A 25,756-nucleotide genomic window follows, 5' to 3' on the forward strand; every position below is an offset into this window, starting at 1 on the left:
TAGATTTATCCTAGCAGTATGATATTTGTATTGCAATATCACCTTTGTCCTCCGTATTTTTTACTTCCATCTATCAAGCGTGTATAATTAGCATTAAGAAGACGGGAGGAGATGAAAATGGTCCAGTCTATAAATACAAAAGTCGATTTAGTTATTAATGCAACATCGCATACAGGCATATCTGATTACGGCAAGGTTATGATTGGAGATAAAGGATTTGAATTTTTTAATAAACGGGACGTTCGCAAGTATATTCAAATTCCGTGGGAAGAAGTAGATTACGTCATTGCTTCTGTGATGTTCAAAGGAAAATGGGTTCCACGTTACGCTATTCAGACGAAACAGAGTGGAACATTTTCATTTTCCTCCAAGAACTCCAAAAAAGTCCTGCGCTCCATTCGTGAATACGTTGACCCAACTCGTATGGTGCAATCACTAAGTGCTTTTGACGTCATGAAACGAAATATCAAGCATGTGTTTAAAAAAGGATAATGAGGCGCTCATGGAAACACTTAAACTTAGCCTTTTCAGAACAATTCTATCAAGGTTGTCTGGTAAACTGCTTCAGAGAGAGCACATTAAAAAATTCTTATTGTAAGGGAAATATTGGCGTGTTATAATCTATTTGAGAGTTGAAAAAGTAATTTTTACGTTAAAATGAAGGCGATTTCAAATATAGTGTTTGGATAGCCTTGCAATTATTTTTCGTGCTGCTGACATATTCAGGCATGAGTGAAAGGTTGTGGTTAAACGAAGCATAAAGGGGCTATACTATACCCCTGTCTTCATTTAATCCATTTTCATTCATGCCTTTTGTTATTTTTAATCTTTTTTGAAATCGCTTTCATATTTGTTGAATAATTACTTTTTAAACTCACCAAGGTTATATCATTCTCACAACAAGAGGAGGTAAAAAGATGGTAGGAATTATCATTGCTACGCATGGTGAATTTGCTACCGGCATCTTGCAATCCGCAGCCATGATTTTCGGTGAACAAGAAAATGCTGAAGCCGTTACCTTAATGCCTAGCGAAGGACCTGATGATGTAAGAGCAAAAATGGAAAAAGCAATCGCCTCTTTCGATAATCAAGATGACGTATTATTCTTAGTCGATTTTTGGGGCGGAACTCCTTTCAACCAGGCCAGCAGTTTGCTAGAAGGAAAGGAAGATAAATGGGCTATCGTTGCCGGGTTGAACTTGGCAATGGTGATTGAATCGTATGCATCCCGTTTATCCATGAACACTGCACATGAAATAGCTGCTCATATTATCGGCACAGCGAAAGATGCTGTAAAAGTAAAACCGGAAGCGTTAGAACCGGAAACAGCTGCAGGGCCGGCTGCTGATGCTTCAGGAGCAAGTGCAGGCGCTCCAGGGTCATTCGAATATGTACTAGCACGTATCGACTCTCGTTTACTGCACGGGCAGGTAGCCACCTCCTGGACAAGAAGTACATCACCCACCCGTATTATTGTTGTATCAGACACAGTAGCAAAGGATGAGCTTCGTAAAAAACTGATTCAACAAGCTGCTCCTTCAGGTATAAAAGCACATACGGTTCCGATCCAGAAAATGATTGAACTCGCAAAAGATGATCAGCATTTTGGCGGACAGCGGGCTTTGCTCCTGTTTGAAAATCCGCAAGATGCCCTTCGTGCGGTGGAAGGCGGTGTTCCGCTGGATACGATTAACGTCGGTTCCATGTCGCACTCGACTGGTAAGGTCCAACTGGATAAAGTGCTGGCATTTGATCAGAATGATATCGATGCTTTCAAAAGGCTTAAAGAATTAGGTGTAGAGTTTGATGTACGTAAAGTTCCGGACAACCATGGAGCCAATATGGACGATATTTTGAGGAGAGCTCAATCAGAAATAGACAGACAGAAGTAATCCTGATTATAGGATAAAAAGGAGGATTAACCACCATGGATTTGACGATGATTCAAATCATACTCATTATTATTGTAGCATTTATTGCTGGTATTGAAGGCATCTTGGATGAATTCCAGTTTCACCAGCCGCTTGTTGCTTGTACGTTAATCGGTTTGGTTACCGGCGAAGTAACAGCTTGCGTTATTTTGGGCGGAAGTTTACAGTTTATCGCATTAGGCTGGGCAAATATCGGAGCCGCAGTAGCACCTGATGCAGCCTTGGCCTCCGTTGCATCTGCTATTATCCTCGTTTTAGGGGGACAAGGAACAGCGGGTGTGAATTCTGCTATCGCCATTGCTATTCCATTAGCTGTTGCAGGTCTGTTATTGACCATCATCGTACGAACACTCGCAACCGGTATTGTCCATTTGATGGATGCGGCAGCGAAGGACGGCAACTTTAGAAAAATTGAAATGTGGCATGTGATTGCCATTTGCATGCAAGGGTTACGTATTGCCATTCCGGCAGCGTTAATTGTAGCTATTGGTGCAGCTCCTGTTAGAGATATGCTTCAAGCAATGCCTGACTGGTTAACAGAAGGTTTGGCAGTCGGCGGCGGAATGGTCGTAGCTGTTGGTTACGCCATGGTTATCAATATGATGGCTACTAAAGAAGTATGGCCTTTCTTTGCTATTGGTTTCGTACTGGCAACCATTCCGGATATTACGCTTGTAGGTTTTGGCGGTATTGGTGTCGCACTTGCCCTTATTTATATAGCACTGACAAAACAAGGCGGTTCTGGCGGCAGAGGCGGAAACACCGGTGATCCGCTGGGCGATATCATAGACGATTATTAAAAAGAAGGAGGATTTGAAGATGGCACAAGAAGAAATCAAACTATCCAAAAGAGATCGTATTGCTATTTGGTGGCGTTCCACATTCCTTCAAGGCTCTTGGAACTACGAACGGATGCAAAACGGCGGCTGGGCATTTTCCATGATTCCCGCAATCAAAAGATTATATAAAACAAAAGAAGACCGATCTGCTGCACTCAAACGTCACTTAGAATTTTTTAATACACATCCTTATGTCGCTTCCCCGATTATTGGGGTCACATTAGCGCTGGAAGAAGAGCGCGCAAATGGTGCACCTGTTGAAAACAAGGCCATTCAAGGGGTGAAAGTCGGCATGATGGGTCCTTTAGCCGGTATTGGAGATCCCATTTTCTGGTTTACCCTTCGACCGATTCTCGGTTCCTTAGGGGCTTCTCTCGCAGTATCCGGAAATATTCTTGGACCTATTCTTTTCTTCGTTTTATGGAACGTGGTTCGGATGGGATTCTTATGGTATTCACAGGAACTCGGTTATAAAGCAGGTGAAAAGATCACCGATGACCTTTCAGGCGGATTGCTGCAGGATATTACAAAAGGGGCTTCCATTCTCGGTATGTTCATCCTTGGTGCCTTAGTAAACCGCTGGGTCGATGTAAGTTTTACACCAACCGTATCGGAAGTCCAGCTTGGCGAGGGCGCTTATATTGATTGGGGCAACTTGCCATCAGGGGCAGAAGGCATTCAGTCGGCATTGATACAACAAGATGAGGGCCGGGCATTAACCCAAACAGAAGTTACGACCTTACAAGACAACTTAGACAGTTTAATCCCCGGCCTGGCAGGTTTATTACTGACGCTTCTCTGTATGTGGCTGCTCCGGAAGAGAGTGTCACCAATTACAATGATTCTTGGTTTGTTTGTCGTTGGTATTGTATTCCACGCAATTAACCTGATGTAATCGGCATATGGAACCTATATAAGATGATGCGAAGACCACCAGTATGAGCTGGTGGTCTTTTAAGGATGCGAAACAATCATTTCTGCATCCCCTTCCAAGGAAAATTGCTTGATTGTGTGCGGAATAATAAAATGTGTTCCCTTCTCAATAGAAAATGTTTGATCATCTGTCTGAATGGTCGCTTCCCCTTTTATCACGCTCACCTGCAGAAAATCGCTTTTTCTTTCTATCACAGCCTGTCCTCTCAAATCCCAGTGATAAACTGTAAAATAACTTTCCTCGACCAGTTTTCGGGCTGTCAGATCCTCTATTGTTTCTTGAATGCTTTCGTTTTTCGGATCTTCATGAGGCACATTGGTCACCTCAGCAGCTTGTTCCAGGTGCAGCTTTCTCGCATTCCCATCTTCATCGGTCCGGTCATAATCATAAACGCGGTACGTAATATCGGAACTCTGCTGTGTTTCTAAAATCATAATACCTGCTCCAATGGCATGAATGGTTCCACTGGGGACATAAACAAAGTCTCCTGCAGTGACAGGAACACGTTTTAGCAATGTATCCCACTCCCCATTTGCCATAGTTTGTCTCAATTCTTCATGCGTCCTGGCATGATGGCCGAAGACTATTTCTGCACCTGGTTCCGCATCCAGCACATACCAGCACTCTGTCTTTCCATAGGGAACTCCCTCTTTTTCCATTGCATACGTATCATCGGGATGCACCTGCACGGAGAGATTCTGATTTGCATCCAGAATTTTTACAAGAAGCGGGTACGTTTCGCCGGCAGCTTCGGACCGGTTAAATAAAACTTCATGCTCTTCCCACGCTCCCTGGAGCGTATGCCCCTTCAGCGGACCGTTTTTAATTTTACTAGGTCCATTGGGATGTGCAGAAATCGCCCACGCTTCTCCGGTATGCGAATAAGGTGTTTCGTAGCCAAATTCCGTATGCAGCTTATTACCTCCCCAAATCCGTTCCTGCAATACTGGTTCTAAAAAAATAGGTTCGTTATACATACCAATCCTCCTCAGAAAATTTTTTCTCTTACAATAACTTTACTACAAATCTGGGTTATAACAAAATAAGAAACTTAAAGTTTCCACCCCGTCAATTAGAAATATGTTTTGCAGCCATACGTTCGTTCCGCTCTGTCCTTCAGTAGCGTGATTGTTCTCCTACACTTCACGAACATGACAGAAGCGGACTTGCCTTTGTATATCATACCCCGCTTCTCTCCAAAATGTTTTTTAGTCATTTCTTAAACTTCACTTTAGTACGATAATTCCCTTAAAAATCCTTTGACATTCTAATCATATTGATGTAAATTACTAATAAACAAACATTTAAATGAAATAAATTAAAAAATGTTCGTGTTTTGATTATCCATATAAATTTGGAAATATGGTCCAAAAGTTTCTACCAAACTACCGTAAATGGTTTGACTATGGAAAATCACAATTGATCAATCAGATAAAATGTTATCTTTTCATCTTAACAGGTGTTAGGTGTTTATTGCTGTCAGAAAATTGGATGCTTGTCACGCACTTTTCTGCATATAGAATACATCCTTCTAAGCGCAACTTTTGAAGGGTGCTCGCCTGCCTGTTTACGTTGGTCTTTTTTGTGTTTTTCATATGCCGACCCTGGAAACGCTAGTAGAAGAAACTTACTAGCGTTTTTTATTTGTATCGGCACGCATTTGACAGTACATCTAAGGAGGAAAAACACATTATGGAAAAAGCACAGCAAAAAACTACGATTATAGGACATTTAAAAGAAAACTGGCGGCTATATGCAATTGCATTTGGAATTGTTCTTATCGCCGAACTTATTGGAACGATTGAATTCAGTGTCGGTTCTGCTTTGATTGTGCTTTATCCGATGCTATTTGCCATTATCATCAGTATTATATTCGGAAAAGATGTACTCGGATTCCTTAAAAAGAAAGAAACGAAAAAAGCTTCACAGCTTGTTTTGGTTGCTATTTCCCCGTTCATGGCAAAAATCGGTGTCATGGCAGGATCGAATCTTCCTGAGCTGGTCAATGTCGGCCCAGCACTCGTTTTTCAAGAGTTCGGTACCATTGGAACGATGCTATTTGCGCTGCCAATCGCTTTATTTCTCGGCTTAAAAAGAGAAGCCATCGGCGCAACCAGTTCAACCAACCGCGATAAAGATTATGGACTCATTTGCAGTAAGTACGGAGCGAACTCCGCCGAAGCCCGGGGCTCCCTTTCTATATATATTATCGGTTTTCTGATTGGCACAACGTATCTCGGTTTATTAGCAAGTATTGTGGCATCTTTTGACTTCTTCCATCCGCTGGCTCTGGCAATGGCAAGCGGTGTCGGCAGCGGTGTGATGATGGCGGCTGCTTCCAGTACCTTGGCAACCATTTATCCAGCTTACGCAGACCAAATCGTCATGTTGGCCGGAATGAGTGATATGTTATCAGCAATCACCGGAATTTACTTTACTTTGTTTATTTCACTGCCGCTGGTTAATAAATTATATGGCTGGTTAGAACCGAAAATGAGACGTCAAAATAGCTATAAAAATGCGCCAACAGCAGAAAGCAGGGTATCACAATGAACATGAGCATGAAAGATTGGACGATTTCTCTTTTATTTACATCTGTCCTGACAACGATTATTGCAAACTTTTTTCAAAATGATATTTCGATTGTAGAATCGATCCCTGGTGTACTCATTTTATCCAGCATTGCGTTTATCGGTATATGTATCGCGAAACTCGTTCCGTTAAAAATACCTGCTGTTGTGTACGTTGCTTTAACCGGCTTACTCTTAGCCAGTCCGATTTCACCGATTTCCGAACCGATTATTTACTGGACATCATTGATTTCCTTTACAGCACCAATTACCGTTGTTGGTACACTGGCAGGAATCGGACTTGATTTTAAAGCTTTTATGAGCCAAAGCTGGAAAATGGTCATTATCGCTGTATTTGTATTCACTGGAACATTCCTGCTGCAAGCCGTCTTTGCACAAGCATTTTTAACAGTGACAAACGCTTTTTAAACGGAACAGGCCAAGTTGCCTGGATACTATAATAGAAATAAACTAACTTTTGAAAAAGGCTGATCACACAGTCTTTTTCAATGTGGTTTCAAAGGAGAATGAAAATGAAGACAGATTTACTGATAAAGCATTGCTCGATATTAACCTCTGATTTTGAAATCAAGCACGGGCAAAATATCGTTATTCAAGACCAAAAAATCATAGCGATTGAAGAAGATAACACCACGCAAATATATCAAGCAAAAGAAATCTTAAACGGAAAAGGCAAACTTGTCATGCCCGGCCTTATTGATGCACATACTCACACGAATCAGCATCTGTTGCGCGGACGAATTTCTGATGAATATCCGATGATCTGGACACGGATTATGGTTCCATTTGAAAGTAATCTGCGAGAAGACGATGTAGCCATCAGTGCAGAGTTAAGCTGCTTGGAAATGCTGAAAGCCGGAACAACCGGTTTTATTGATGCAGGCGGAAGTTACATGCATAAGGTTGCTGAAGCCGTAGCATCTTCTGGTTTACGCGGCGCACTTTCCTGTTCAACGATGGATACAGGTGACGCTATCCCTGCATCCATGAAAACAACTATGGAAGAAAATATCCAAAGAAGCAAAAATTTGTTCGACACCTATCACGGCAAGGCAGATGGACGTATCCACGTCTGGTATTCCTTACGTTCGCTTATTACATGCACACCTGAATTGATTCAGAAAGTTTATGAAATGGCAAAGGCAGACGGAACAGGCATGCAGACACATATGAATGAATATCCGAATGAAATCAGCTACTGCTTGGAAAATTTCCAAATGCGCCCATATGAACTTTTAGAATCCTTAGGTGTGCTGGATGAAAACTTCTTAGGTGCGCACAGTATCCTTCTATCCGAACATGAAATGGAGCTTATCCAACAATATAACAGTAAAGTTGTTCATTGCCCAATCAGTAATGCCGGCAAAGGGTTTACGAAATCTCCCGGTCTGATGCAAAAAGGCGTCGGTATCGGTTTAGGAACAGACGGTGCTGCACATTCCGGTTTGAGCTTATTCGATCAAATGAAAGTATTCAAATCGTTAATGCGTGCCTTCTGGGGCGTTCCTATCTTTGATCCAGTCGTCATGCCATCCAAGAATATTTTGGATATGGCAACACTTGGCGGTGCAAAAGCTATGTTGCAGGATGAACAGTTTGGTACGATAGAAGTTGGTAAAAAAGCAGATATGATTTTAATCGATATGTATCAGCCGCATATTGCACCGACACATCAGCTGACAAATACATTAATTGAATCTGCAAACAGTAAAGATGTGGCGGATGTAATTGTGAATGGACAAATATTAATGAAGAACAGAGAAGTACTCACATTGGATGAGGAACGTATTAAATATGAAAGTAAAAAAGCTATGGACGATCTTATCGTTCGTGCTAAAATTTAGTTATCGTGTTTCCAGGGAGTAGAGCGGTTTAACACCATGTTGAAGCGCTCTTCTCCTTGTTTAAACGATTTATAAACTTCCAAGTTTTAAGAGAGTTGAGGTCGCTTCGATGTTAACGTTTTTTATTGTATTTATAGCAAATTTAATTATTGGGATATTGGTGGGATTATCCGGTGTCTCCGGTTTCTTGCTGCCGATTATTTATGTCGGCTTTCTGGGATTGCCCGTTTACGACTCCTTAGCACTCAGCTTTCTGGCATTTCTCGTCGCAGGTGTTATCGGTGCCTATTCCTACTGGAAACTGAAATATATGGATTTCAAATTAGCACTTTATTTAAGCATCGGCAGTCTGCCCGGGGCCTTTCTCGGTGTGCAAGTTAACGTACTGATTTCCGAAACGCTGGCAAAACTGCTGCTTTATTTGTTTGTTCTATTTGCCGGACTTTCGATTATACTTAAGAAAAACAAAGCAGAACCAGATAGGGAAGATGAAAATAGCAAATCATTTATGTTAAAACAACCAGTATGGATTATCTTACTGGGCGTACTGACTGCAGCAATTTGCGCTTTAACAGGTGCAGGCGGTCCGATTTTAGTTGTGCCATTGCTTGCAAGCTTAGGTGTCAATATCCGCACTGCCGTCGGTGTTGGGCTGTTAAACTCTGTTATTATTGCTCTTCCATCTATCTTTGGCTATTTCGCGTATGCGAGTATTGATAATATGCAGGGCTTTATTCTGTTTAGCTTGATTGGGACCACCATTGGGATCGTAACGGGATCACGGATCGCTAATAAAGTGCCGGTGGAGCGGTTAAAGATTTTTATAGCGGTGATTACGATTGTTTCTTCTGTGTATATGCTGGGGAGTTTGGTGTTGGGATATTAAAAAAGCGCACCTTCCGGATTCCGGAGGTTGCGCTTTTTTCATCTATCAAAGTTTACTTCCTCTTCTGCATCATTCAACAAAACGGATGTCTCACTTGGCTTCGTATGAGCGATTCTTTTTCCATTTTTAAAAGAATGGGTCACCACAGCTTGCTTACGAATCACATCGTATTCATTATCTGCGGATAACACAATGAAATTCGCCGGTTTCCCTGCTTCAATGCCATATTCTTCTTCAATATGCAGTGTTTTAGCACTGTTTTTGGTAACCAGGTCAATCGAATTAACAATTTGCTCATAACCCATTAGTTGTGACGCATGGATCCCCATATGCAATACTTGCAGCATATTACCAGTTCCCAGCGGATACCAAGGATCAAAAATATCATCATGACCAAAGCATATATTCATCCCTGCTTCTTGTATTTCTTTGACCCGCGTTAAACCGCGACGTTTTGGATACGTATCGAAACGTCCTTGAAGATGAATATTGACAAGCGGATTAGATACAAAGTTAATATGAGACATCTTCAGCAAACGGAAGAGTTTTGATGTATACGCATCGTTATACGACCCCATCGCCGTGGTATGACTTGCCGTTGTACGCTCTCCCCAACCACGCTCATAAGCCTCTTTTGCGACCACTTCGACAAATCGGGATTGCTCATCGTCGATTTCATCACAATGAATATCTACTAATTTATCGTATTTCTCCGCAAGATCGAATGCCACTCGCATTGAATCGACACCGTACTCTCTTGTAAATTCAAAATGCGGAATGCCGCCAACCACATCTGCTCCCAATTTCAATGCTTCTTCCAAGAGCTCTTTTCCATTTGGATAGGAGTGAATCCCCTCTTGTGGAAAAGCAACCAATTGTATATCTATATAAGGAGCCATTTCCTGCTTCACTTCCAACATTGCCTTTAAAGCGGTAAGCTCTGGATCGGTCACGTCCACGTGTGTACGAACATACTGAATTCCTTGGGCAATTTGCCATTTCAATGCGGTTTTTGATCGCTTTTTCACATCTTCCATTGTTAATGTTTCTTTGCGTTCAGACCAGCGCTGAATACCCTCAAATAACGTCCCGCTCTGATTCCAAGCAGGATCCCCTGCTGTTAACGTCGTATCTAAATGGATATGCGGTTCAATAAAAGGCGGAAGAACCAGCGAGCCATTTACATCGACAATATCTGTATCTCCAGACTGCGGTAATTCCTCTGTTATCTCGGTAAACTTACCATTTTCTATAACAATATGCCAAATTCCTTCTTTTCCTCTTAGCTTTGCATTTTTTATAATCATTGACTACCTAACCCTTTCTTCTAATGGTGCGATGACCTTTTCTTCTTGTGGCAACAATTTCATTCCAATCACATAAATAACAGAGGTTCCTATTAATGCATTTATCGGCGGGATACCCGGCACAAAGTTAGCAATCGCCACGCCTCCTGCCCAAGCCGCAATCGCGACCCAATTGACAGATTGAAACGTCGTTGTTTCAAAAGGCGTATATTTTCTGCCGCGGACCAAATAATAGTCTGCTAGTATAATCGCCCCGATGGACGGTAATGCAGATCCCAATACATTTAGAAATCCGACAAAATTATTGTATAGCCACATTGTAGCGATGGTCCCGATAATCCCGTTGAACACAACAATTTTCTTTTTAGGAAGCTTCGTAATATTAGCAAACCCTAAACCAGAAGCATACAAGGCACTATCATTCGTCGTCCAAATGTTTAAGCCTAATACGATAATAGCAGGGATCATCAACCCCTGTAAAAACATCACATCCGAAATATCCGCGATACCAAAAGCCATTGCGCCAACTGCACCAAATAAAAACATTAATGAATTTCCCAAGAAGAACGCAATAATATTTGCTGCTACAGCTGATTTTCCTGATTTAGCAAAACGCGCAAAGTCAGGAGTAAGTGTGCCCGCGCTGATAAAGGAACCTACACAAATCGTTAAAGCCAGTCCTATACTGATTGCCTGCGTCGGTTCATAAGCAAATAAACCTTGGATGCCGCCAATTTCATGTGCTGAATCAACCATGGAATAGCTGCCAAAAATAGCAATCGCTGGAACAGCCACAAATCCTAATATAGTTAAAGTTTTCATTCCAAAAATCGCCGAAACTGTCATCAACAGCCCGAAAATACCGATAAGCAGATACACATTCCACCCTGTTGCTGTAGCAACCGGAATAGCAAACATCGCTAATCCCACACCAAACCAACACACTTGCGTAGATGCGAGCAAAAAGGAAGTTAAATAAGAACCCTTCTCCCCAAATGCATAACGTGCTAATAAATGCGTCGACAAACCTGTCTTGGAAGCAATATAAGCAAGCGATCCCGTATAAAGACCAAGAATCAGGTTACCAGCCAACACCACCCAGATGAAATGGGAAAAAGTAAGCCCAGTTCCTAACGTTCCTCCCGACATCATACTTGCTGAGAAGAAACTAAGCGAAAGCATTACCGCTAAAATCTTCCAAAACCCATTCCGATGTGTCTGCGGCACTGCCTCTAATGAAAACTCTCTATCTGTTTGTGACATACCAATTCCTCCAATATATTAAATATAAGAAACTGGTACCGAAAGACTTCGGCAAAAGTCAGATAGAACCAAGAAAAAAGCTCCTTGTCCTATTTCTGACAAGAAGCTTTCTTTAATAATGCATACTTGAATACACCCCTCTCAAAGGGTAGTATCCATACAGTAGTCATTACGTCCGCGCTGTCCTTGTCAGCCTCTCTGGACTGAATTAAAGGTACCAGTATTTCATTAATCTATATTATGGCATAAAATTGCGGTGTTGTCATGTTGGAAATATTGGAAGATAGGATTTATGGATAGATCATTGTTTAGTAACAGCATTTTCAAAGCAGACTGGAATAAAACTACACAATTATCCTATTAGAGCCTGTTCAAAAATCCCTGTATTTCTGATTAAAATAAAAATGCATCTCCAGCGAAATATGGTAAAAAGATTACACAAGTGGTAAAAATCGTCCGCCGTACACTGCAATATCTTTAACGTAGAATTATATACTTTCTCACGTTCATTCTTTTTGACTGAAATTGCTTTTGTTTACCATCATGCTGCTATATAAAAATCCTGATAATTCCCAGGAAAATAATTGATAACCCGGATAATACAAAATTATTTAAGAAGTGAATCAGCAACACATGCCATAAATTCCTTTTCCATAGGTAAATCAGATTCAAAAACAATCCTGCAAACATAAATGGAATTGTATTTATTATACGATTACCAAAATTAGCATAATGTATTGCTCCAAATAGAACACTATTAACCAGAACCAATAAGATATTAAGAATTTTAGAATTACTTAATAATTTCTCTAACAAAGTGTGTTTAAATACCATATCTTCTATCAAAGCCATAGCAATCGGGCCTATGCTGGCAAATAACAAAATGAAATAAAAATTCCAGGAAACTTCTAAGAAGTCATAGTCCCTGCCGGCAACAAGGGCACTCGTCTCTCCTTGCACGGAAGGAAAAATAGATCCTGCCAGTGATATCACAACTTGCAATAGTATTGCACCGATAATGATGATTAGCCATTTCGATTTTCCTTCTTCACAGAATTCTCGCCACTGCGCGCGAAGCAGCTTCCTAAAAGCTATAATCAAACATATAAAAAGTAAAAGCGTTATTACTGAGTATGCCACCTGTATTGTAATAGGATTTGGGAAAAGGACATTTGTCAGATAAATCCCTCCATACAGAATAGGTATACTAATTAAAGAAAACAATTCCTTAAAACCAAATCTTTTTTTCATTTTTTTCCTCCATATCTTATTTTTTACTATTCATTTTATACGATTGTAATTTGAATCTTATATTGATGATTTTCCAGCCTTTCTTATAATAACAGTAACGTAGTATATACGTCCTTTCACAATCCTTAATTTCACCTTACATTATGATAGCCTTATATTTTTCTGATTACTAAAATTAATGTGATCACCATTGGCTATCTTATTATTTGCATGAAATCATAAATTTAGTAAGTAAAGGGGAAATAATATAACGCCATGACAAACTGCTCCAAAGGAGAAAGCTTCAAGGAAAGAGAAACAGATAACCAGGAAAAAAGAACGAACTTACCAAATCCATTTTTAAGTCTCGTTCCTTTATTAGCAGTTCTTATCGTGTCATTTATTTTCCATGATTCCTTAGAACAATCAGCTCTTATTTTGGCTTTGCTTAGCGGTATCATTGTTGCTTGGGTATTGAATCGCAAATACTTTAGAAACTTCTGGTCTGCAGTAGGAGATGATACGACTGGAGCTTTAATCGCTACCGGAAATACTTCTGCAGTGGTTGGTTTTGGCGGGGTTGCACAAGCTACTCCTGCATTCGAATCAGCAGTCAATTTTATGACAGATCTCCCTGGAGATTCTTTAATTGGAGGGGCTGTGGCAGTCGTTGTTATTGCCGGCTTAACAGGCTCATCTTCAGGAGGACAAACGATTGCATTACCAATTTTAGGACCACATTATTTAGATATGGGAGTAGATGCAGAAGCCTTACACAGAACAGTATCTCTTTCATCAGGAACACTTGATTCTTTACCTCATGGCGGATATGCAGTAACAACCATACGTTCCATAGCTGGGGAGACGCATAAAAGTGCTTATCCTGCATTTGGTGCCATGACTGTGCTTGTTCCGCTGGTAGCTGTCTTATTGCTATTATTCTTTTCTCATTAGGGTTGGGAAGTTAAGGCTGTGTAATTAAATATACGAAGAAAATAACGTTAATTTCAAAGAAGATTATGTTGATTGTTAACAAACATAACCTTCTTTATTTTTTCTATATTCTACTATCTTATCAACTGCTATTTTCTATGCAGATACACCCTCAATCTAGAATATCTCTGACAGCTTTTACTTTCATCTTATCAATCCTTTCGTCAAAGGAATGGCTTCTTCTAACCCCGCTTCCAAAATGATATTCATCCGCTTGAATCACGCCATGCAATATTCGAATATTACCTCCATTCAATCCGCTTCCCGGTAAAATAACAGGTCCTTGCAATGTATGCTGTAATTGAACAAGCATACGCAGAGAATTCGCGCCTTCAGCACAATTCTCAGCACCCCCGGAAGTTAAAATTCTTTTGATATTTTTCGGGTAAGCTGTCAAAGTACGGTAAGCTTCTTCTTGATCCCGAATTTCATCAAAAGCACGGTGAAAAGTGACATCCAGGTCGGGAAATACCCTGAATAAATCTTCAAGAAAGGCTGTATCAACGGTTTTATCTTTTGTTAAAGCGCCGATTACAATTCGGTGATGACCTAATTCATCTAAGAAGGAAATATCCTTTTTCATCACTTCTTTATCATCAAAAGTGTATATAAATCCTTCATTATGAGGCCTGACCATTACCTGTACAGGTAGTTCAACACTGTTAAGTACACTTTTGACTGTACTATAAGCAGGCGTCAAGCCACCGAGGCGGATAACTGAAACCAATTCCAATCTGTCCGCTCCCAGGTTTTCAGCGTCCTTTGCGTCTGTTGTATTTTGGACAATACATTCGATCATTTTTAAGCTCCTTCCGATGAACAAAGTTTTCATTTTCAGTCATTAATCTCTAAATTTCTGCTCCCTTTCCATGACCACCGTATAATGGTGCTCTTCATGAATCCTTAAAAGCTTCACTACCTGTACAACATTTGGATATGCCGGCACAGGATCGGGATATCTGATCCAGTAACACTGCTCTTTTGTAAGTTGTGCAACACAACTTTTTAGTTTTTCTGTCTCTTCTTCCAACAGCTCCCGCAGCTCTGCAAGCGTATATTCCCGCTTCATTTTTGGCTTTAAAATAAAGGGTGCTTTCATTGTTTTTTCACGATATATATTGGACATATCCACATTATATCGCTTCACTGTAGGCCGGCAGACCTTCATATAAGCACGAGCCACCGGTAAATAACAAACAGATGTCAGCCGCGTAAGCTTCAACAATAAATAACAATGATAAATGGATTCCGCAACACTCCACTTATCGGGTACAACCCGCTTATGAATCGATGCCTTGAAAATGTCTGTATGAAAATAGGTGTCTCGCATTGCCTGGAGTTCTTCAAAAAGAAGGGAAAGATCGTTCTGCATGATGACCACCTGACTGTTATTATATTTTACACCGAAAATTGAATCTCTATCGATTCTATCATATTCCCCTTTCTTGCTTCTTGTTATCGTTTCACTTTCTTTACTTCCCTCTTTTGTTTTCTCCTGCCTCTTTCAAATAAATATGATTTTCGATAAACAACGTCCAAAATATCATGGCAATCTATTTTACGTATCATCATAATGATGGATGTGCTTTTAAAATGCCCTTTATTTTCAAGTCTTCTTAATTATTAACATTGCTTTGATGTATAAACTCTAATATAATCAATTTCAAGTTTAAGATTTTAAGAGGAGGCGTCTTATGCCGCAACAAGAAAAACAAAAAAAGAAAAAGACATTCCAACTTCCTGATGCATATGTTATCTTATTTGCCATTTTGTTACTCGCAGCAATTCTTACATATATTATACCGGCTGGGAGTTACGAGCGGGAATCAACAGAAGATGGCACGGAAGTCATTGTGCCGGACAGCTATAGTCAAATCGATCAGCAGCCTGTTAATTTTATTGATATTTTCAGTTCCATTCAAGAAGGATTAATTGGCGGGGCCGGTTTGATATTCCTTGTATTGACCATAGGCGGAACGTTTGCTGTTATTGAAAAAACAGGTGCGATTGATAACTTAATCATGAAAACTATTAAACGAACGCAAAATCGGGAATGGCTTTTAATTTTAATGGTCGCCATTCTCTTTTCTATTTTCGGAGGTCTGGGAATTATTGCAAACTCCTCGATTGCTTTTATACCAGTCGGTATCATCTTGGCAAGAGCGATGAGAATGGATGCTATTGTTGGTGTTTCCATTATTTATTTAGGTGCTTACTCCGGCTTTGCAGTCGGGTTTTTAGATCCGCAAACAACCGGATTTGCGCAGGAGATTGCCCAGATTCCTTTATTCTCAGGAATTTCTATGCGTTTAGTGCTGTACGTCATTATTGTCGGTGTAACGATTGCTTACATAACCTGGTATGCTAACCGTGTGAAAAAAGATCCGCAGAAAAGTATTTTACGGGATAATCCATTTCCAAAAGCCGACGATAGAGTCATGGACGAAGTAGATGGAAAGCTGACATCCACGCAGCTTACTGTATTACTCGTGCTTGTAGCCGGTATTGCTTTTTACGTCTATGGCGTTTTCCAATTAGGTTGGGATATCAACGAAATGGCTGGTATTTTCGTTGCCTTAGCAGTACTTACCGCTCTTATTTCAAAAATGGGGTCCAACGAAATGGTAGCAGAATTTATAGACGGGGCGAGGAAAGTATTATACGGGGCGCTCATTATCGGAATGGCCCGTTCGATTGTCGTCATCTTAGAAGATGGGCAAGTACTTGATACCGTCGTGCATGGAATGGCTGTTACTTTAGAGCCCTTTTCCAGTGTCATGGGAGCAATCGCTATGTTTATCGGGAATGGTATTTTCAACCTTATTGTGAGTTCCGGAAGCGGACAGGCAGCAATTGTGATGCCTATTATGACACCACTCGCCGACTTAATGGATATCCCGCGTCAGGTTGCTGTACAAGCTTACACACTCGGGGATGGATTTACGAATATCATCACCCCTTTATCCGGTGTATTAATGGCTAACTTGGCAATAGCCGGTATCCCTTGGACAAAATGGTTGAAATTTGCATTGCCGCTGGTGGGAATCTGGTACATTATCGGCAGTATCTTTATTATGGTCATGGTTCTGATTAATTGGGGACCAGTATGACAGCCAGGATAAACAGGAAGAAATGAATTAACATAATCCCTGTCTATAACATCTAGACAGGGATTATGTTATGTTCGTAAACCAAACTATAATCCACTTTATAAAAAAGAGATCCATCCACGATAATTCATCTTAAAATCCGGCTTCCGTGCTTCCAATCCCCCTTTCCTCGCTCAAAAATTTCATCAGACAGAAGTTCTCTCTTATGTGTAATCCTTTTCAAAACGGGTATATACCATATAGGCACATATTTAGAGTTATACATGCAGATAGATACGTTTATGTGAAAGGAGATATTTAAAAATGGAATTTTCTGCACTGACTTATATTTTGATGGCGTTAAGTGTGCTGATAATAGCGATTATTATCATCCCGCTCGTATTGTTCGGCTACATATATTGGAAGGACAGACGACAGTCACAGCACGCTGTTTTACGAAACTATCCCCTGCTCGGCAAAATAAGGTATACCCTGGAAAAAGCCGGCCCGGAGCTGAGACAATATTTATTTAACGCAGACACTTCCGGCAAACCATTCTCCCGCGATGATTACCGTGACGTGATTATCCCTGCTAAATACCAGAAAAATATGATTGGCTTCGGTTCCCGCCGTGATTTTGAGAAAGCAGATTTTTATATCAAAAATGCCATGTTTCCCAAACAGCAAGAAGAACTGGAAGCAGATAATACAAGAGGCATCGATTCGAAAGTCTATGAAGTGAAAGAAGATAATTTGCTGAGCCGTAAAGAAAAATTAAAGGACCAAAAAATACAGCCATGGCTCTTAAATGATGAACATGCCGTCGTTATTGGTCCTTCCTGCAGGGAGCCATTCCGCGTGAAAGGTCCGGTCGGGATGTCAGCAATGAGCTATGGCGCGTTAGGAGAAAATGCAATTACCGCTCTATCCAAAGGAATTGGTATGGCCGGCGGTTCCTGGATGAACACAGGCGAAGGAGGACTGTCCGACTACCATTTAGCTGGAAACACAGATATCGTTGCTCAAATCGGTCCCGGGCTATTTGGTGTCCGTACAAAATCAGGTTCCTTTGACTGGGATTTATTAAAAGAAAAAAGTGAAATCCCGCAGGTCAAAGCGTTTGAGCTTAAACTCGCACAAGGGGCCAAAACGCGCGGCGGACATGTGGATGCAGAAAAAGTAACAGAAAAAATCGCTGCCATCCGAAATATAACTCCTTATCAGGAAGTAGACAGCCCGAACCGTTTTAACGAGTTTGACGACGTTCCATCGATGTTCTCTTTTATTGAGCAGATTCGAAATCATACCGGACTTCCGGTCGGTATTAAATTGGTCATTGGCAGCTCGCATGATGTAGAAGAGATTGCCGGTTATATGAAAGAAACCGGATCTGGACCGGATTTCATTACGGTAGATGGATCCGAAGGCGGGACAGGCGCGACCTTTCAAGAACTAGCAGACAGCGTAGGCCTCCCTATCAAATCAGCAGTTATTATTACCAATCAAACATTAAAAAAGTATGGCGTTCGCAATCGTGTTAAATTGATTGCCTCAGGAAAACTTTTTACAGCCGATCGGATTGCTGTCATCCTCGGTATGGGAGCCGACCTTGTTCAAGTTGCCCGCGCATTTATGATTACCGTCGGCTGTATTATGGCACAGATTTGCCATACCAATCGTTGTCCTGTCGGCGTAGCAACAACCGATTCTAAGTTACAGAAAGCCCTCGTTGTGGATGAGAAAGCTTATCGGGCACTGAATTTTCTCGTCACCCTTCGTGAAAGTCTGTTCCGTATTTCCGCAGCTGCAGGTGTTACGACGCCAACGGAAATTCGTGCGTCACATATTCAATATAAAGATACGTATCAACGTGTTTATTCGTTGGAGGAATTGGTTGAGGAGGAGTTTGCTTCTGTTTCTTTATAGGACGAGCTGATGACAGAGAGAACAGTCTAAACTGATTTGAAAATAAATAAAGGAGTTGCTCCATAGAAGATTCGTATAGAAATTCAACAAGAAACTTTTAACCATCAAGCTTTGCTGCAATAAATTTATCCTTTTCCTATTTCAGTTAAAGTGAAATGTACGTAGTTCTGTGGTAAAATATACTTGGGTCATCGTGAAATTCTTCCGTATTGTTTTGTGTTTTTATCGACTTTAACTATACGTTTTTTCACGATGACTTTCTATTTTTAACTGTTGTATTTTATTTTACAATGAAACTTTTAAGATTGTATTAAAGTAGGTGTGGAAATGATTAAAGCTTTGTTAATAGCACCATATAACGGACTAGCGCAAGCCATTAAACAATTAGATATTCCGGAAGATTTTGAATTAGAAACGAAAGTAGCAAACTTGGAAGAGGCTATTTATCTTGCTAAAGAAGCCGAAAATCAAGGGTATGATCTAATTATTAGTCGCGGAGGAACAGCAAGTCTAGTAGAGGTTAATATTTCAATTCCTGTCGTACATATTGATATTACGGGGTATGATATGCTGCGCGTTTTCACATTGATACAAGGCGCGCAAAATACCGTCGCTTTTATCGGATTTGAAAATATATGTCGTGGCGCAAGAACGTTAAATGATATCTTGGATTACGATGTTAAAATGTTCACTATCCATCAACGGGATGAAGTTCGGTTATTATTAAATAACTTAAAAAAAGAAAACTATGAGATTGTTATTGGTGATGTAGTAACAGTGGAAGAAGCTCAAAAAGTCGGTTTACGAGGTTTTTTAATTACATCTGGTAAGGAAGCCATTTTTGATGCATTTGATGAGGCAAGAAGAACATATAATATGTTTCAGAAAGTTTCATATAAAACAAACCAATACCTGCAAATTCTTAAATCTATTCCAGCGGATATCGTTATTATTAATCAGCAACATAACATTCTTTTAACAAATCTTTCCTCAGAGAAAGAAAGAATCATTAACAAAATGCTTCGTGATAAGAAACTCGATGAAAACATCCGCGAGGCTCTATTACTAAATAAAAAACGATGGGTAAGTATGAATTGGGAAGATGGCTATTTAGAGTTACAACTGTTCCCTATTGCAGACGGGAATACCAAAATGGTCGGGATACACTTTTGTTCATACAAAAGGCAAGATGAACCCGTCGCTCTTCGCATGATAACAAACATGACCCATCGGCCTATTATCGGTAACAGCGCTTATTCCAAGAATATAAAAAGAAAAATAGATGCATTTTCAAATACTAATGATAACTTGTTTATTTCAGGCGAATATGGCACCGGTAAAATGGCTATTGCTCAATCCATACACTTTCAAAAATTTGAAAACAATTATCCTTTATTTGTTTTGAACTGTGAAATAATGCATTCCAACGATCTTAGCATCTTAAAAGATAGATGGAATACTATTCAAAAAGGAACCATTATTTTTGAACACATTGATAGTTTATCTGCCACAAATCAAAAACTTTTGATTGAGTTGTTTCATCAGAGTCCAGAATCCATCCAACTCATTTTTTTGTCGAAAAGTAAGGCGCCGTCATTATTAGAGGAGAAACATATCCTTCTCTCATTGATTGAGAAAATAGATCCGGTCTTTTTTCATACACAACCATTGCGTAATCGAAAAGAAGATATAGAGGCGTTTATTTCTTATTATTTATCCCAATTCCATACCGAATTTGGTAATGAATCACTGGGAATACGTCCGGATGCTCTCAAAATACTTACTCATTTAGAGTGGCCGGGAAATTTGGTAGAGCTGAAAAAAACAATGCGAGAATTGAGTATTCATGCAGTCGGGTATTACATTGAAACCGAAGATGTGAATGACGTGTTGAACGAAGAAACTATGAAAAAAGAAGACAGCCCCTATGATAAAGGCTTTTATATACCGCCCGGGTTGACTTTGGAAGAAATGGAACAAAAGATGATTCAAAAAGTACTAGAAGAAGAACAGGATAACCAGACACGTACCGCTAAAAGGCTGGGAATGAATCGTACAACTTTATGGAGAAAACTGAATGATAAATAAGTATATTATTTTAACAAGCAACCATACAACGTTCTAATCTTTGTTTATAAACAGATTAGAACGTTGTATGGTTCTTTTTTTAAGAAGCTAAAACAAATATGTTTCATAATGCAACATAAAAAAGCATCATTTCTGCTTTTATTAAAATATCAATAAAAAAGTGTTGCTTTTTTATGCAGTAAGTATTATTATTAATCATGCAAACGCTTCATTTTATTTTTATTGTTTCATATAAAAACAAAAGTATACAGAGGGGGAGGAAGAATGAAGATAAAAGCAACGATTGAAAAGATTCCTGGAGGAATGATGGTTGTACCATTATTAATTGCTGCAACATTAAATACGTTTGCTCCAGATTTATTAAGAATTGGGAACTTTACGCAGGCTTTGTTTGTAGACGGTTCCAGTACCTTAATCGCGTTATTCTTACTATTTACCGGGGCACAAATTAACGTTAAAAATGTAGGGGTTAGCCTGGGTAAAGGGGCAACTTTATTGGCCACAAAATGGGTAGTAGGCGCAATTGTCGGATTGCTTGCATTCTGGATGATGGGAGATAATGGACTATGGCTTGGTTTAGCTCCAATTGCCATTATCGCTGCCATGACAAATAGTAATGGAGGGCTTTACGTTGCACTCGTAGGACAATATGGAGATAAGACAGATCGGGCAGCTTATTCCTTATTGGCTCTAAATGATGGTCCATTTTTAACAATGGTAGCGTTATCGATATTCGGTGTCATGGGCTTTGTTGAAGGGATGTTCTCGTTTGTTTCCTTTTTATCAGTATTGCTGCCTATTCTAGTCGGTATGATTTTAGGGAACTTAGATGAAGAATTGAGAGAATTCTTCCAATCAGGAAGTTCAGTGCTTATTCCATTCTTTGCATTTGCTTTAGGAATGGGAATCGATTTTTCCAGCATCATTGAAGGTGGTTTAGGTGGTGTAATTTTAGGTTTATTAACTGTATTTGTAACTGGTACAGCAGGGTACTTCGTATTTAAAATAATGAAGTGGAATCCAATTGCTGGCGCAGCGGAAGGTTCTACTGCAGGAAATGCGGTAGCTACACCAACAGCGATTGCTTCTGCAAGTCCAGCCTTTGCAACCAATGTAGAATTAGCAACTGTCCAAGTTGCTGCAGCAGTTGTTACAACAGCAATTCTTCTTCCGTTTTATGTAGGTTTTCTAGTGAAACGGCTGGATAAAAAAGGGGTTAAGGTTCCTGACCATTATATAAAAGCAAACCAAAAATGAATCAGATAGTATAAAGTAGGTGTTATAATTGGTAAAACAAATCGCTATAATTGCAGATGATTTAACTGGAGCAAATGATAGCGGCATTCAATTAACAGAAAAAGGGATTAATACTTCTGTTCTATTTGAAATTCCAGAACAAACAAAGCTTCTCAGCGAAGGTATTGTGATAGATACAAACTCAAGAGCCTTATCGAAAGAACAAGCAGTCTCTATTACAAGAAAAGCAACTAATTTTATCAAAAAACTTCATTATAATCATGTCTATAAAAAAATGGACTCAACTCTAAGAGGCCATATTGGGCAAGAGCTGCAAGCAATGAGCAATATATTGAATCCCGACTTTCTCGTTATTGCCCCTGCTTTTCCCGGTATGGGGCGAACAACAAAACAAGGTTATCACTATGTTCATGGCCAGTTACTTGCGGAAACAGAAATTGCAAAAGATCCAATGCATCCCGTTACGGAAGCTTATTTGCCAGCTTTGATTGAGCAACAAACAGGAGAAAAAGTCGGGCTGCTTACCAAAGAAGATTTGCAGCGCAATGATGATTCTTTTCGAAAAAAAATTACTGCATGGAAAGCAGATGAAATTAGAATGGTTTGTTGTGATGCAGAAACGGAGGAAGATTTAAAGACACTAGCACAGAAGTTTTCAAAAGAAACGAACCATGTTATCTGGGCAGGTTCTGCAGGGCTGGCAGAAGTTCTTCCGCAAGTTTTAGGGATAGAAAAGAAAAAGCAGCCTACCTACTATAGTGGTTCTAGCGCAGCCATGACTGTTTGTGGCAGTTTATCCGAAAAAACGCAAGCGCAAATTCAATATGCTCTCCAACAAAAAGAGATAGAAGGTATTGAGTTAAATCCTTTGCAAATGTTCGAGGGCCAATGGGAAATGGAAAAAAGCGATTATATCAAGACATGTATAGAAATCGTTAATCATCAAAAAGATGTTGTACTCTATGTGCCTTCAAATGAAGATATTCGAAAAAAGGTAAAGGATTTGGCAAAGGAAAAAGGATTTGCCAATAATGAAATAGGAGAAATCATCTCTGATAAAATGGCAGAATTGGTCGTAGATGTGAAAGAACAACTTCCAAAGCTGGACCGCTTTGTCTTAACTGGCGGCGACACAGCAAAGTCTATCACGCAAAGTTTGGGAGCAATTGGGATGCATCTTATCAAACAGCTTGAACCCGGGATTCCATTAGTATCCCTTATCGGTAAAGATAATAGTTTGGTAGTGACAAAAGCCGGAGCGTTCGGGAAAGAAGATTCTATTTATCACGCTATGATGGAACTGAAAGGAGAGAAGATTTATGAGTAAGAAACCGATTATAGGTATAACCATGGGAGATCCGGCAGGTGTCGGTCCGGAAGTTATCGTTAAAAGCTTGCAAGAAAAAGAGGTTTATCAGAATGCACATCCCATTGTTATTGGGGACGCCAAAATAATACAGCGCGCTGCGAAAGATTTAAATATAAAAATATCCATCACACCAAAAAAACTGGATGATGACTTATCACAAACATCATTCGGTGAAATTGCTTGTGTGGATTTAGACCTGGTTCCGGAAAATTTAGCTGTGGGAGAAGTATCCCCAGTAGCTGGTGATGCAGCATTTCAATATTTAGAAGCGGCTATTCAATTAGCAAATAAAAATAAAATACAAGCGATTTGTACAGCGCCTTTAAATAAGGAGGCACTACAAAAAGGCGGTCATATGTATCCGGGACACACGGAAATTCTTGCTGATTTAACACAAACAGAAGACTTTTCTATGATGCTGTCTTCTCCCAAATTAAAAGTGATTCACGTTACAACACATATCGGCTTATTGGATGCCATCCAAAAGATTAAACCAGACCGTGTATTTAATGTCATCAAATTAGCAGATAAGACACTAAAAGACGCAGGAATAGAACAGCCAAAAATCGGTGTTTGCGGAATCAATCCGCATGCAGGTGAAAATGGTTTGTTTGGCTATGGGGAAGAAGAAGAAAAAATTATTCCAGCAGTTCAATTGGCCAAAGAACAAGGCATTAATGTAGAAGGTCCTCTACCGGCAGATACATTATTTTTCCGAGCTCAACGCGGAGATTTTGATATTGTCGTTGCGATGTATCATGATCAAGGACATGGACCCATCAAGGTACTTGGATTGGAAGCTGGTGTAAATATAACAGTTGGTCTGCCAATTATCCGCACCAGTGTCGACCATGGAACTGCTTTTGACATAGCAGGTAAAGGAATAGTTGATGAAGGAAGCATGTTGGAAGCATTAAGACAGGCAATTGAACTGGCGCCAAAGTAAGTTTTCCGTCAGCCTGAGAAATAAATATGCGAGTAGGGAGGGGATAGCTCCCCTCCCTAACACTCGTTAAAACGTATATATTTTAATTCTTATAAAGCAAATGATAACTTCTCATGTCATCTTTATCCATTTGTCTGTTTAAAGAGCCGCCTTGAACAGCTAGTTACTACCCAACATCCCAATCATCTTCTCAACAAAATAATCCCCAACCTCAGAAGTACTATGTTTCCCGCCTAAATCAGGCGTAAGTACTTTATTTTCATTTATTAGCTCTTTGATCGTATCAACAACGATATTTCCCCATTTCTCCTCTCCAAAATGCTCCAACATCTGTGCAACAGACCATATTGCTGCAAGCGGATTCGCCTTCCCTTGCCCGGCAATATCAGGAGCCGATCCATGAACTGGCTCAAACATCGAAGGATATTCTTTCTCCGGATTCACATTTGCTCCAGTCGCAAGTCCCATTCCACCTGTAATCGCAGCGCCGATATCTGTTAAAATATCTCCAAACAGGTTGGAAGTTACTACGATTTCAAATCGTTCCGGTTGCATGACAAAGAACATACTAGCCGCGTCTACTAAATAGGATTCCGTTTTGACATCTGGGTATTCTTTCCCTACTTCTTCAAATACCTCATCCCAAAAAACCATGGAATAATTCAATGCATTCGCTTTACTGATACTTGTCAGCGATTTCTTTTGCTTCCGTGCTTCTTCAAAAGCATATCGGATAATCCGTTCGGTTCCTTTTCGGGAAAAAACGCCCGTTTGCAATACGACCTCTTCTTTTTTCCCTTTAAACAACCAGTCCCCGGCACCGGCATATTCCCCTTCACTATTTTCCCGGATAACTAGAAAATCAATATCTTTTTCCGATTTGTTTTTAATCGGAGTCAGTTCTTCATTTAATAACCGCACCGGACGAAGGTTCACATATTGATCAAAGCCCTTACGAATCTTCAGTAATAAATCCCAAAGCGAAATATGATCTGGAACTCCGGGGTATCCCACTGCTCCAAGATAAATCGCATCAAAATTCTGTAATTGTTCTATCCCGTCATCCGCCATCATTTTTTGATGTTCTAAGTAATATTCACACCCCCACGGAAAACGTTGAAACTGAAAGGAAAGTCCGCTATCTATTTTTTCAATTGCCTGAAGTACTTTTACACCTTCTGCCACAACCTCTGGCCCAATACCGTCTCCTGGAATAAGTGCTACTTTCCATGCTTTCATAAGCTAATCTCCTCCGTTTCTCTT

The 25,756-nt window shown here is 40.0% G+C and carries 21 protein-coding genes, 1 pseudogene and 1 riboswitch; of the genes and pseudogenes, 15 read left to right on the forward strand and 7 right to left on the reverse strand.

Going from position 1 to position 25,756, the window contains the following annotated elements:
- Positions 1-117 precede the first annotated feature (117 nt).
- The 4 genes from ACFQ19_RS01875 to ACFQ19_RS01890 all read left to right on the forward strand — a co-directional run bounded on the left by ACFQ19_RS01875 (position 118) and on the right by ACFQ19_RS01890 (position 3,665).
- The gene (locus tag ACFQ19_RS01875) at positions 118-492 is read left to right on the forward strand and encodes a DUF956 family protein (RefSeq protein ID WP_379590228.1); all 375 of its coding nucleotides are present in this window, start codon (positions 118-120) and stop codon (positions 490-492) included.
- Between the two features lie 425 nt (positions 493-917).
- The gene (locus ACFQ19_RS01880) at positions 918-1,892 is read left to right on the forward strand and encodes a mannose/fructose/sorbose PTS transporter subunit IIA (protein ID WP_379590229.1); all 975 of its coding nucleotides are present in this window, start codon (positions 918-920) and stop codon (positions 1,890-1,892) included.
- 41 nt (positions 1,893-1,933) lie between these two features.
- A complete protein-coding gene (locus ACFQ19_RS01885) occupies positions 1,934-2,731 on the forward strand; it encodes a PTS mannose/fructose/sorbose transporter subunit IIC (protein ID WP_379590310.1) in 798 nt (265 codons plus the stop codon).
- A 19-nt stretch (positions 2,732-2,750) separates the two neighbouring features.
- The gene (locus ACFQ19_RS01890; protein WP_379590231.1) at positions 2,751-3,665 is read left to right on the forward strand and encodes a PTS system mannose/fructose/sorbose family transporter subunit IID; all 915 of its coding nucleotides are present in this window, start codon (positions 2,751-2,753) and stop codon (positions 3,663-3,665) included.
- A gap of 59 nt (positions 3,666-3,724) precedes the next feature.
- On the opposite strand, the gene manA is transcribed toward ACFQ19_RS01890, so the two are convergent.
- Positions 3,725-4,681, reverse strand: coding sequence for a mannose-6-phosphate isomerase, class I (gene manA / locus ACFQ19_RS01895; protein ID WP_379590232.1), 957 nt, complete (start codon positions 4,679-4,681; stop codon positions 3,725-3,727).
- Positions 4,682-5,028: 347 nt separating this feature from the next.
- Positions 5,029-5,130: riboswitch (purine riboswitch) on the forward strand.
- Positions 5,131-5,396: 266 nt separating this feature from the next.
- Between manA and ACFQ19_RS01900 the strand changes: the two genes are divergently transcribed.
- The 4 genes from ACFQ19_RS01900 to ACFQ19_RS01915 all read left to right on the forward strand — a co-directional run bounded on the left by ACFQ19_RS01900 (position 5,397) and on the right by ACFQ19_RS01915 (position 9,025).
- Positions 5,397-6,257, forward strand: a complete 861-nt coding sequence (locus ACFQ19_RS01900) for a DUF3100 domain-containing protein (RefSeq protein WP_379590233.1) — start codon at positions 5,397-5,399, stop codon at positions 6,255-6,257.
- Positions 6,254-6,703, forward strand: coding sequence for a hypothetical protein (locus ACFQ19_RS01905; protein WP_379590234.1), 450 nt, complete (start codon positions 6,254-6,256; stop codon positions 6,701-6,703). The genes ACFQ19_RS01900 and ACFQ19_RS01905 overlap by 4 nt, the downstream gene beginning before the upstream one ends.
- Positions 6,704-6,807: 104 nt before the next feature.
- Entirely contained in the window at positions 6,808-8,139 is a 1,332-nt protein-coding gene (locus tag ACFQ19_RS01910) for an amidohydrolase family protein (RefSeq protein ID WP_379590235.1), read from the forward strand.
- 109 nt (positions 8,140-8,248) lie between these two features.
- Positions 8,249-9,025: a sulfite exporter TauE/SafE family protein gene (locus tag ACFQ19_RS01915; protein ID WP_379590236.1), complete on the forward strand. Its 777-nt coding sequence runs from the start codon at positions 8,249-8,251 to the stop codon at positions 9,023-9,025.
- A 38-nt stretch (positions 9,026-9,063) separates the two neighbouring features.
- On the opposite strand, the gene ACFQ19_RS01920 is transcribed toward ACFQ19_RS01915, so the two are convergent.
- From ACFQ19_RS01920 to ACFQ19_RS01930, 3 genes are all read right to left on the reverse strand, one after another.
- Complete coding sequence (locus ACFQ19_RS01920; RefSeq protein ID WP_379590237.1) at positions 9,064-10,332, reverse strand: cytosine deaminase; 1,269 nt, start codon at positions 10,330-10,332, stop codon at positions 9,064-9,066.
- A 3-nt stretch (positions 10,333-10,335) separates the two neighbouring features.
- A complete protein-coding gene (gene codB / locus ACFQ19_RS01925; RefSeq protein WP_379590238.1) occupies positions 10,336-11,595 on the reverse strand; it encodes a cytosine permease in 1,260 nt (419 codons plus the stop codon).
- A gap of 549 nt (positions 11,596-12,144) precedes the next feature.
- Complete coding sequence (locus ACFQ19_RS01930; RefSeq protein ID WP_379590239.1) at positions 12,145-12,846, reverse strand: CPBP family intramembrane glutamic endopeptidase; 702 nt, start codon at positions 12,844-12,846, stop codon at positions 12,145-12,147.
- Between the two features lie 267 nt (positions 12,847-13,113).
- On the opposite strand from ACFQ19_RS01930, the pseudogene ACFQ19_RS01935 reads away from it, so the two are divergent.
- Positions 13,114-13,793, forward strand: a pseudogene (locus ACFQ19_RS01935) (GntP family permease); the annotation flags it as partial.
- 137 nt (positions 13,794-13,930) lie between these two features.
- Here ACFQ19_RS01935 and ACFQ19_RS01940 read toward each other — a convergent pair.
- Both ACFQ19_RS01940 and ACFQ19_RS01945 read right to left on the reverse strand, forming a co-directional pair.
- The gene (locus ACFQ19_RS01940) at positions 13,931-14,617 is read right to left on the reverse strand and encodes a copper homeostasis protein CutC (protein WP_379590240.1); all 687 of its coding nucleotides are present in this window, start codon (positions 14,615-14,617) and stop codon (positions 13,931-13,933) included.
- Between the two features lie 42 nt (positions 14,618-14,659).
- The gene (locus tag ACFQ19_RS01945) at positions 14,660-15,190 is read right to left on the reverse strand and encodes a DinB family protein (protein ID WP_379590241.1); all 531 of its coding nucleotides are present in this window, start codon (positions 15,188-15,190) and stop codon (positions 14,660-14,662) included.
- A 322-nt stretch (positions 15,191-15,512) separates the two neighbouring features.
- Here ACFQ19_RS01945 and ACFQ19_RS01950 point away from each other — a divergent pair, with 322 nt between their 5' ends.
- From ACFQ19_RS01950 to pdxA, 6 genes are all read left to right on the forward strand, one after another.
- Positions 15,513-16,928, forward strand: coding sequence for a YfcC family protein (locus ACFQ19_RS01950; RefSeq protein ID WP_379590242.1), 1,416 nt, complete (start codon positions 15,513-15,515; stop codon positions 16,926-16,928).
- A gap of 303 nt (positions 16,929-17,231) precedes the next feature.
- The gene (locus ACFQ19_RS01955; protein ID WP_379590243.1) at positions 17,232-18,833 is read left to right on the forward strand and encodes an FMN-binding glutamate synthase family protein; all 1,602 of its coding nucleotides are present in this window, start codon (positions 17,232-17,234) and stop codon (positions 18,831-18,833) included.
- Between the two features lie 327 nt (positions 18,834-19,160).
- The gene (locus tag ACFQ19_RS01960) at positions 19,161-20,921 is read left to right on the forward strand and encodes a sigma-54-dependent Fis family transcriptional regulator (RefSeq protein ID WP_379590244.1); all 1,761 of its coding nucleotides are present in this window, start codon (positions 19,161-19,163) and stop codon (positions 20,919-20,921) included.
- A 264-nt stretch (positions 20,922-21,185) separates the two neighbouring features.
- Entirely contained in the window at positions 21,186-22,178 is a 993-nt protein-coding gene (locus tag ACFQ19_RS01965) for a 2-keto-3-deoxygluconate permease (RefSeq protein ID WP_379590245.1), read from the forward strand.
- Between the two features lie 28 nt (positions 22,179-22,206).
- Positions 22,207-23,505: a four-carbon acid sugar kinase family protein gene (locus ACFQ19_RS01970; protein WP_379590246.1), complete on the forward strand. Its 1,299-nt coding sequence runs from the start codon at positions 22,207-22,209 to the stop codon at positions 23,503-23,505.
- On the forward strand, positions 23,498-24,493 hold the full coding sequence (gene pdxA, locus ACFQ19_RS01975) for a 4-hydroxythreonine-4-phosphate dehydrogenase PdxA (protein WP_379590247.1): 996 nt from the start codon (positions 23,498-23,500) through the stop codon (positions 24,491-24,493). The genes ACFQ19_RS01970 and pdxA overlap by 8 nt, the downstream gene beginning before the upstream one ends.
- 159 nt (positions 24,494-24,652) lie before the next feature.
- Here pdxA and ACFQ19_RS01980 read toward each other — a convergent pair whose 3' ends face one another.
- Positions 24,653-25,732 carry a tartrate dehydrogenase gene (locus ACFQ19_RS01980; protein ID WP_379590248.1) on the reverse strand — a complete coding sequence of 360 codons (1,080 nt, stop codon included), beginning with the start codon at positions 25,730-25,732 and terminating at the stop codon, positions 24,653-24,655.
- Between the last annotated feature and the right edge of the window lie 24 nt (positions 25,733-25,756).

Source organism: Oceanobacillus locisalsi (genome assembly GCF_042675985.1).
Classification (GTDB): domain Bacteria; phylum Bacillota; class Bacilli; order Bacillales; family Amphibacillaceae; genus Oceanobacillus; species Oceanobacillus locisalsi.

Coding starts and splice junctions, on each gene's coding strand:
- ACFQ19_RS01950 (WP_379590242.1), top strand. CDS start 15,513: ATGCCGCAACAAGAAAAACAAAAAAAGAAAAAGACATTCCAACTTCCT.
- ACFQ19_RS01960 (WP_379590244.1), top strand. CDS start 19,161: ATGATTAAAGCTTTGTTAATAGCACCATATAACGGACTAGCGCAAGCC.
- ACFQ19_RS01905 (WP_379590234.1), top strand. CDS start 6,254: ATGAACATGAGCATGAAAGATTGGACGATTTCTCTTTTATTTACATCT.
- pdxA (WP_379590247.1), top strand. CDS start 23,498: ATGAGTAAGAAACCGATTATAGGTATAACCATGGGAGATCCGGCAGGT.
- ACFQ19_RS01910 (WP_379590235.1), top strand. CDS start 6,808: ATGAAGACAGATTTACTGATAAAGCATTGCTCGATATTAACCTCTGAT.
- ACFQ19_RS01930 (WP_379590239.1), bottom strand. CDS start 12,846: ATGAAAAAAAGATTTGGTTTTAAGGAATTGTTTTCTTTAATTAGTATA.
- codB (WP_379590238.1), bottom strand. CDS start 11,595: ATGTCACAAACAGATAGAGAGTTTTCATTAGAGGCAGTGCCGCAGACA.
- ACFQ19_RS01980 (WP_379590248.1), bottom strand. CDS start 25,732: ATGAAAGCATGGAAAGTAGCACTTATTCCAGGAGACGGTATTGGGCCA.
- ACFQ19_RS01875 (WP_379590228.1), top strand. CDS start 118: ATGGTCCAGTCTATAAATACAAAAGTCGATTTAGTTATTAATGCAACA.
- ACFQ19_RS01920 (WP_379590237.1), bottom strand. CDS start 10,332: ATGATTATAAAAAATGCAAAGCTAAGAGGAAAAGAAGGAATTTGGCAT.
- ACFQ19_RS01915 (WP_379590236.1), top strand. CDS start 8,249: ATGTTAACGTTTTTTATTGTATTTATAGCAAATTTAATTATTGGGATA.
- ACFQ19_RS01965 (WP_379590245.1), top strand. CDS start 21,186: ATGAAGATAAAAGCAACGATTGAAAAGATTCCTGGAGGAATGATGGTT.
- ACFQ19_RS01945 (WP_379590241.1), bottom strand. CDS start 15,190: ATGCAGAACGATCTTTCCCTTCTTTTTGAAGAACTCCAGGCAATGCGA.
- ACFQ19_RS01880 (WP_379590229.1), top strand. CDS start 918: ATGGTAGGAATTATCATTGCTACGCATGGTGAATTTGCTACCGGCATC.
- ACFQ19_RS01955 (WP_379590243.1), top strand. CDS start 17,232: ATGGAATTTTCTGCACTGACTTATATTTTGATGGCGTTAAGTGTGCTG.
- manA (WP_379590232.1), bottom strand. CDS start 4,681: ATGTATAACGAACCTATTTTTTTAGAACCAGTATTGCAGGAACGGATT.
- ACFQ19_RS01900 (WP_379590233.1), top strand. CDS start 5,397: ATGGAAAAAGCACAGCAAAAAACTACGATTATAGGACATTTAAAAGAA.
- ACFQ19_RS01940 (WP_379590240.1), bottom strand. CDS start 14,617: ATGATCGAATGTATTGTCCAAAATACAACAGACGCAAAGGACGCTGAA.
- ACFQ19_RS01890 (WP_379590231.1), top strand. CDS start 2,751: ATGGCACAAGAAGAAATCAAACTATCCAAAAGAGATCGTATTGCTATT.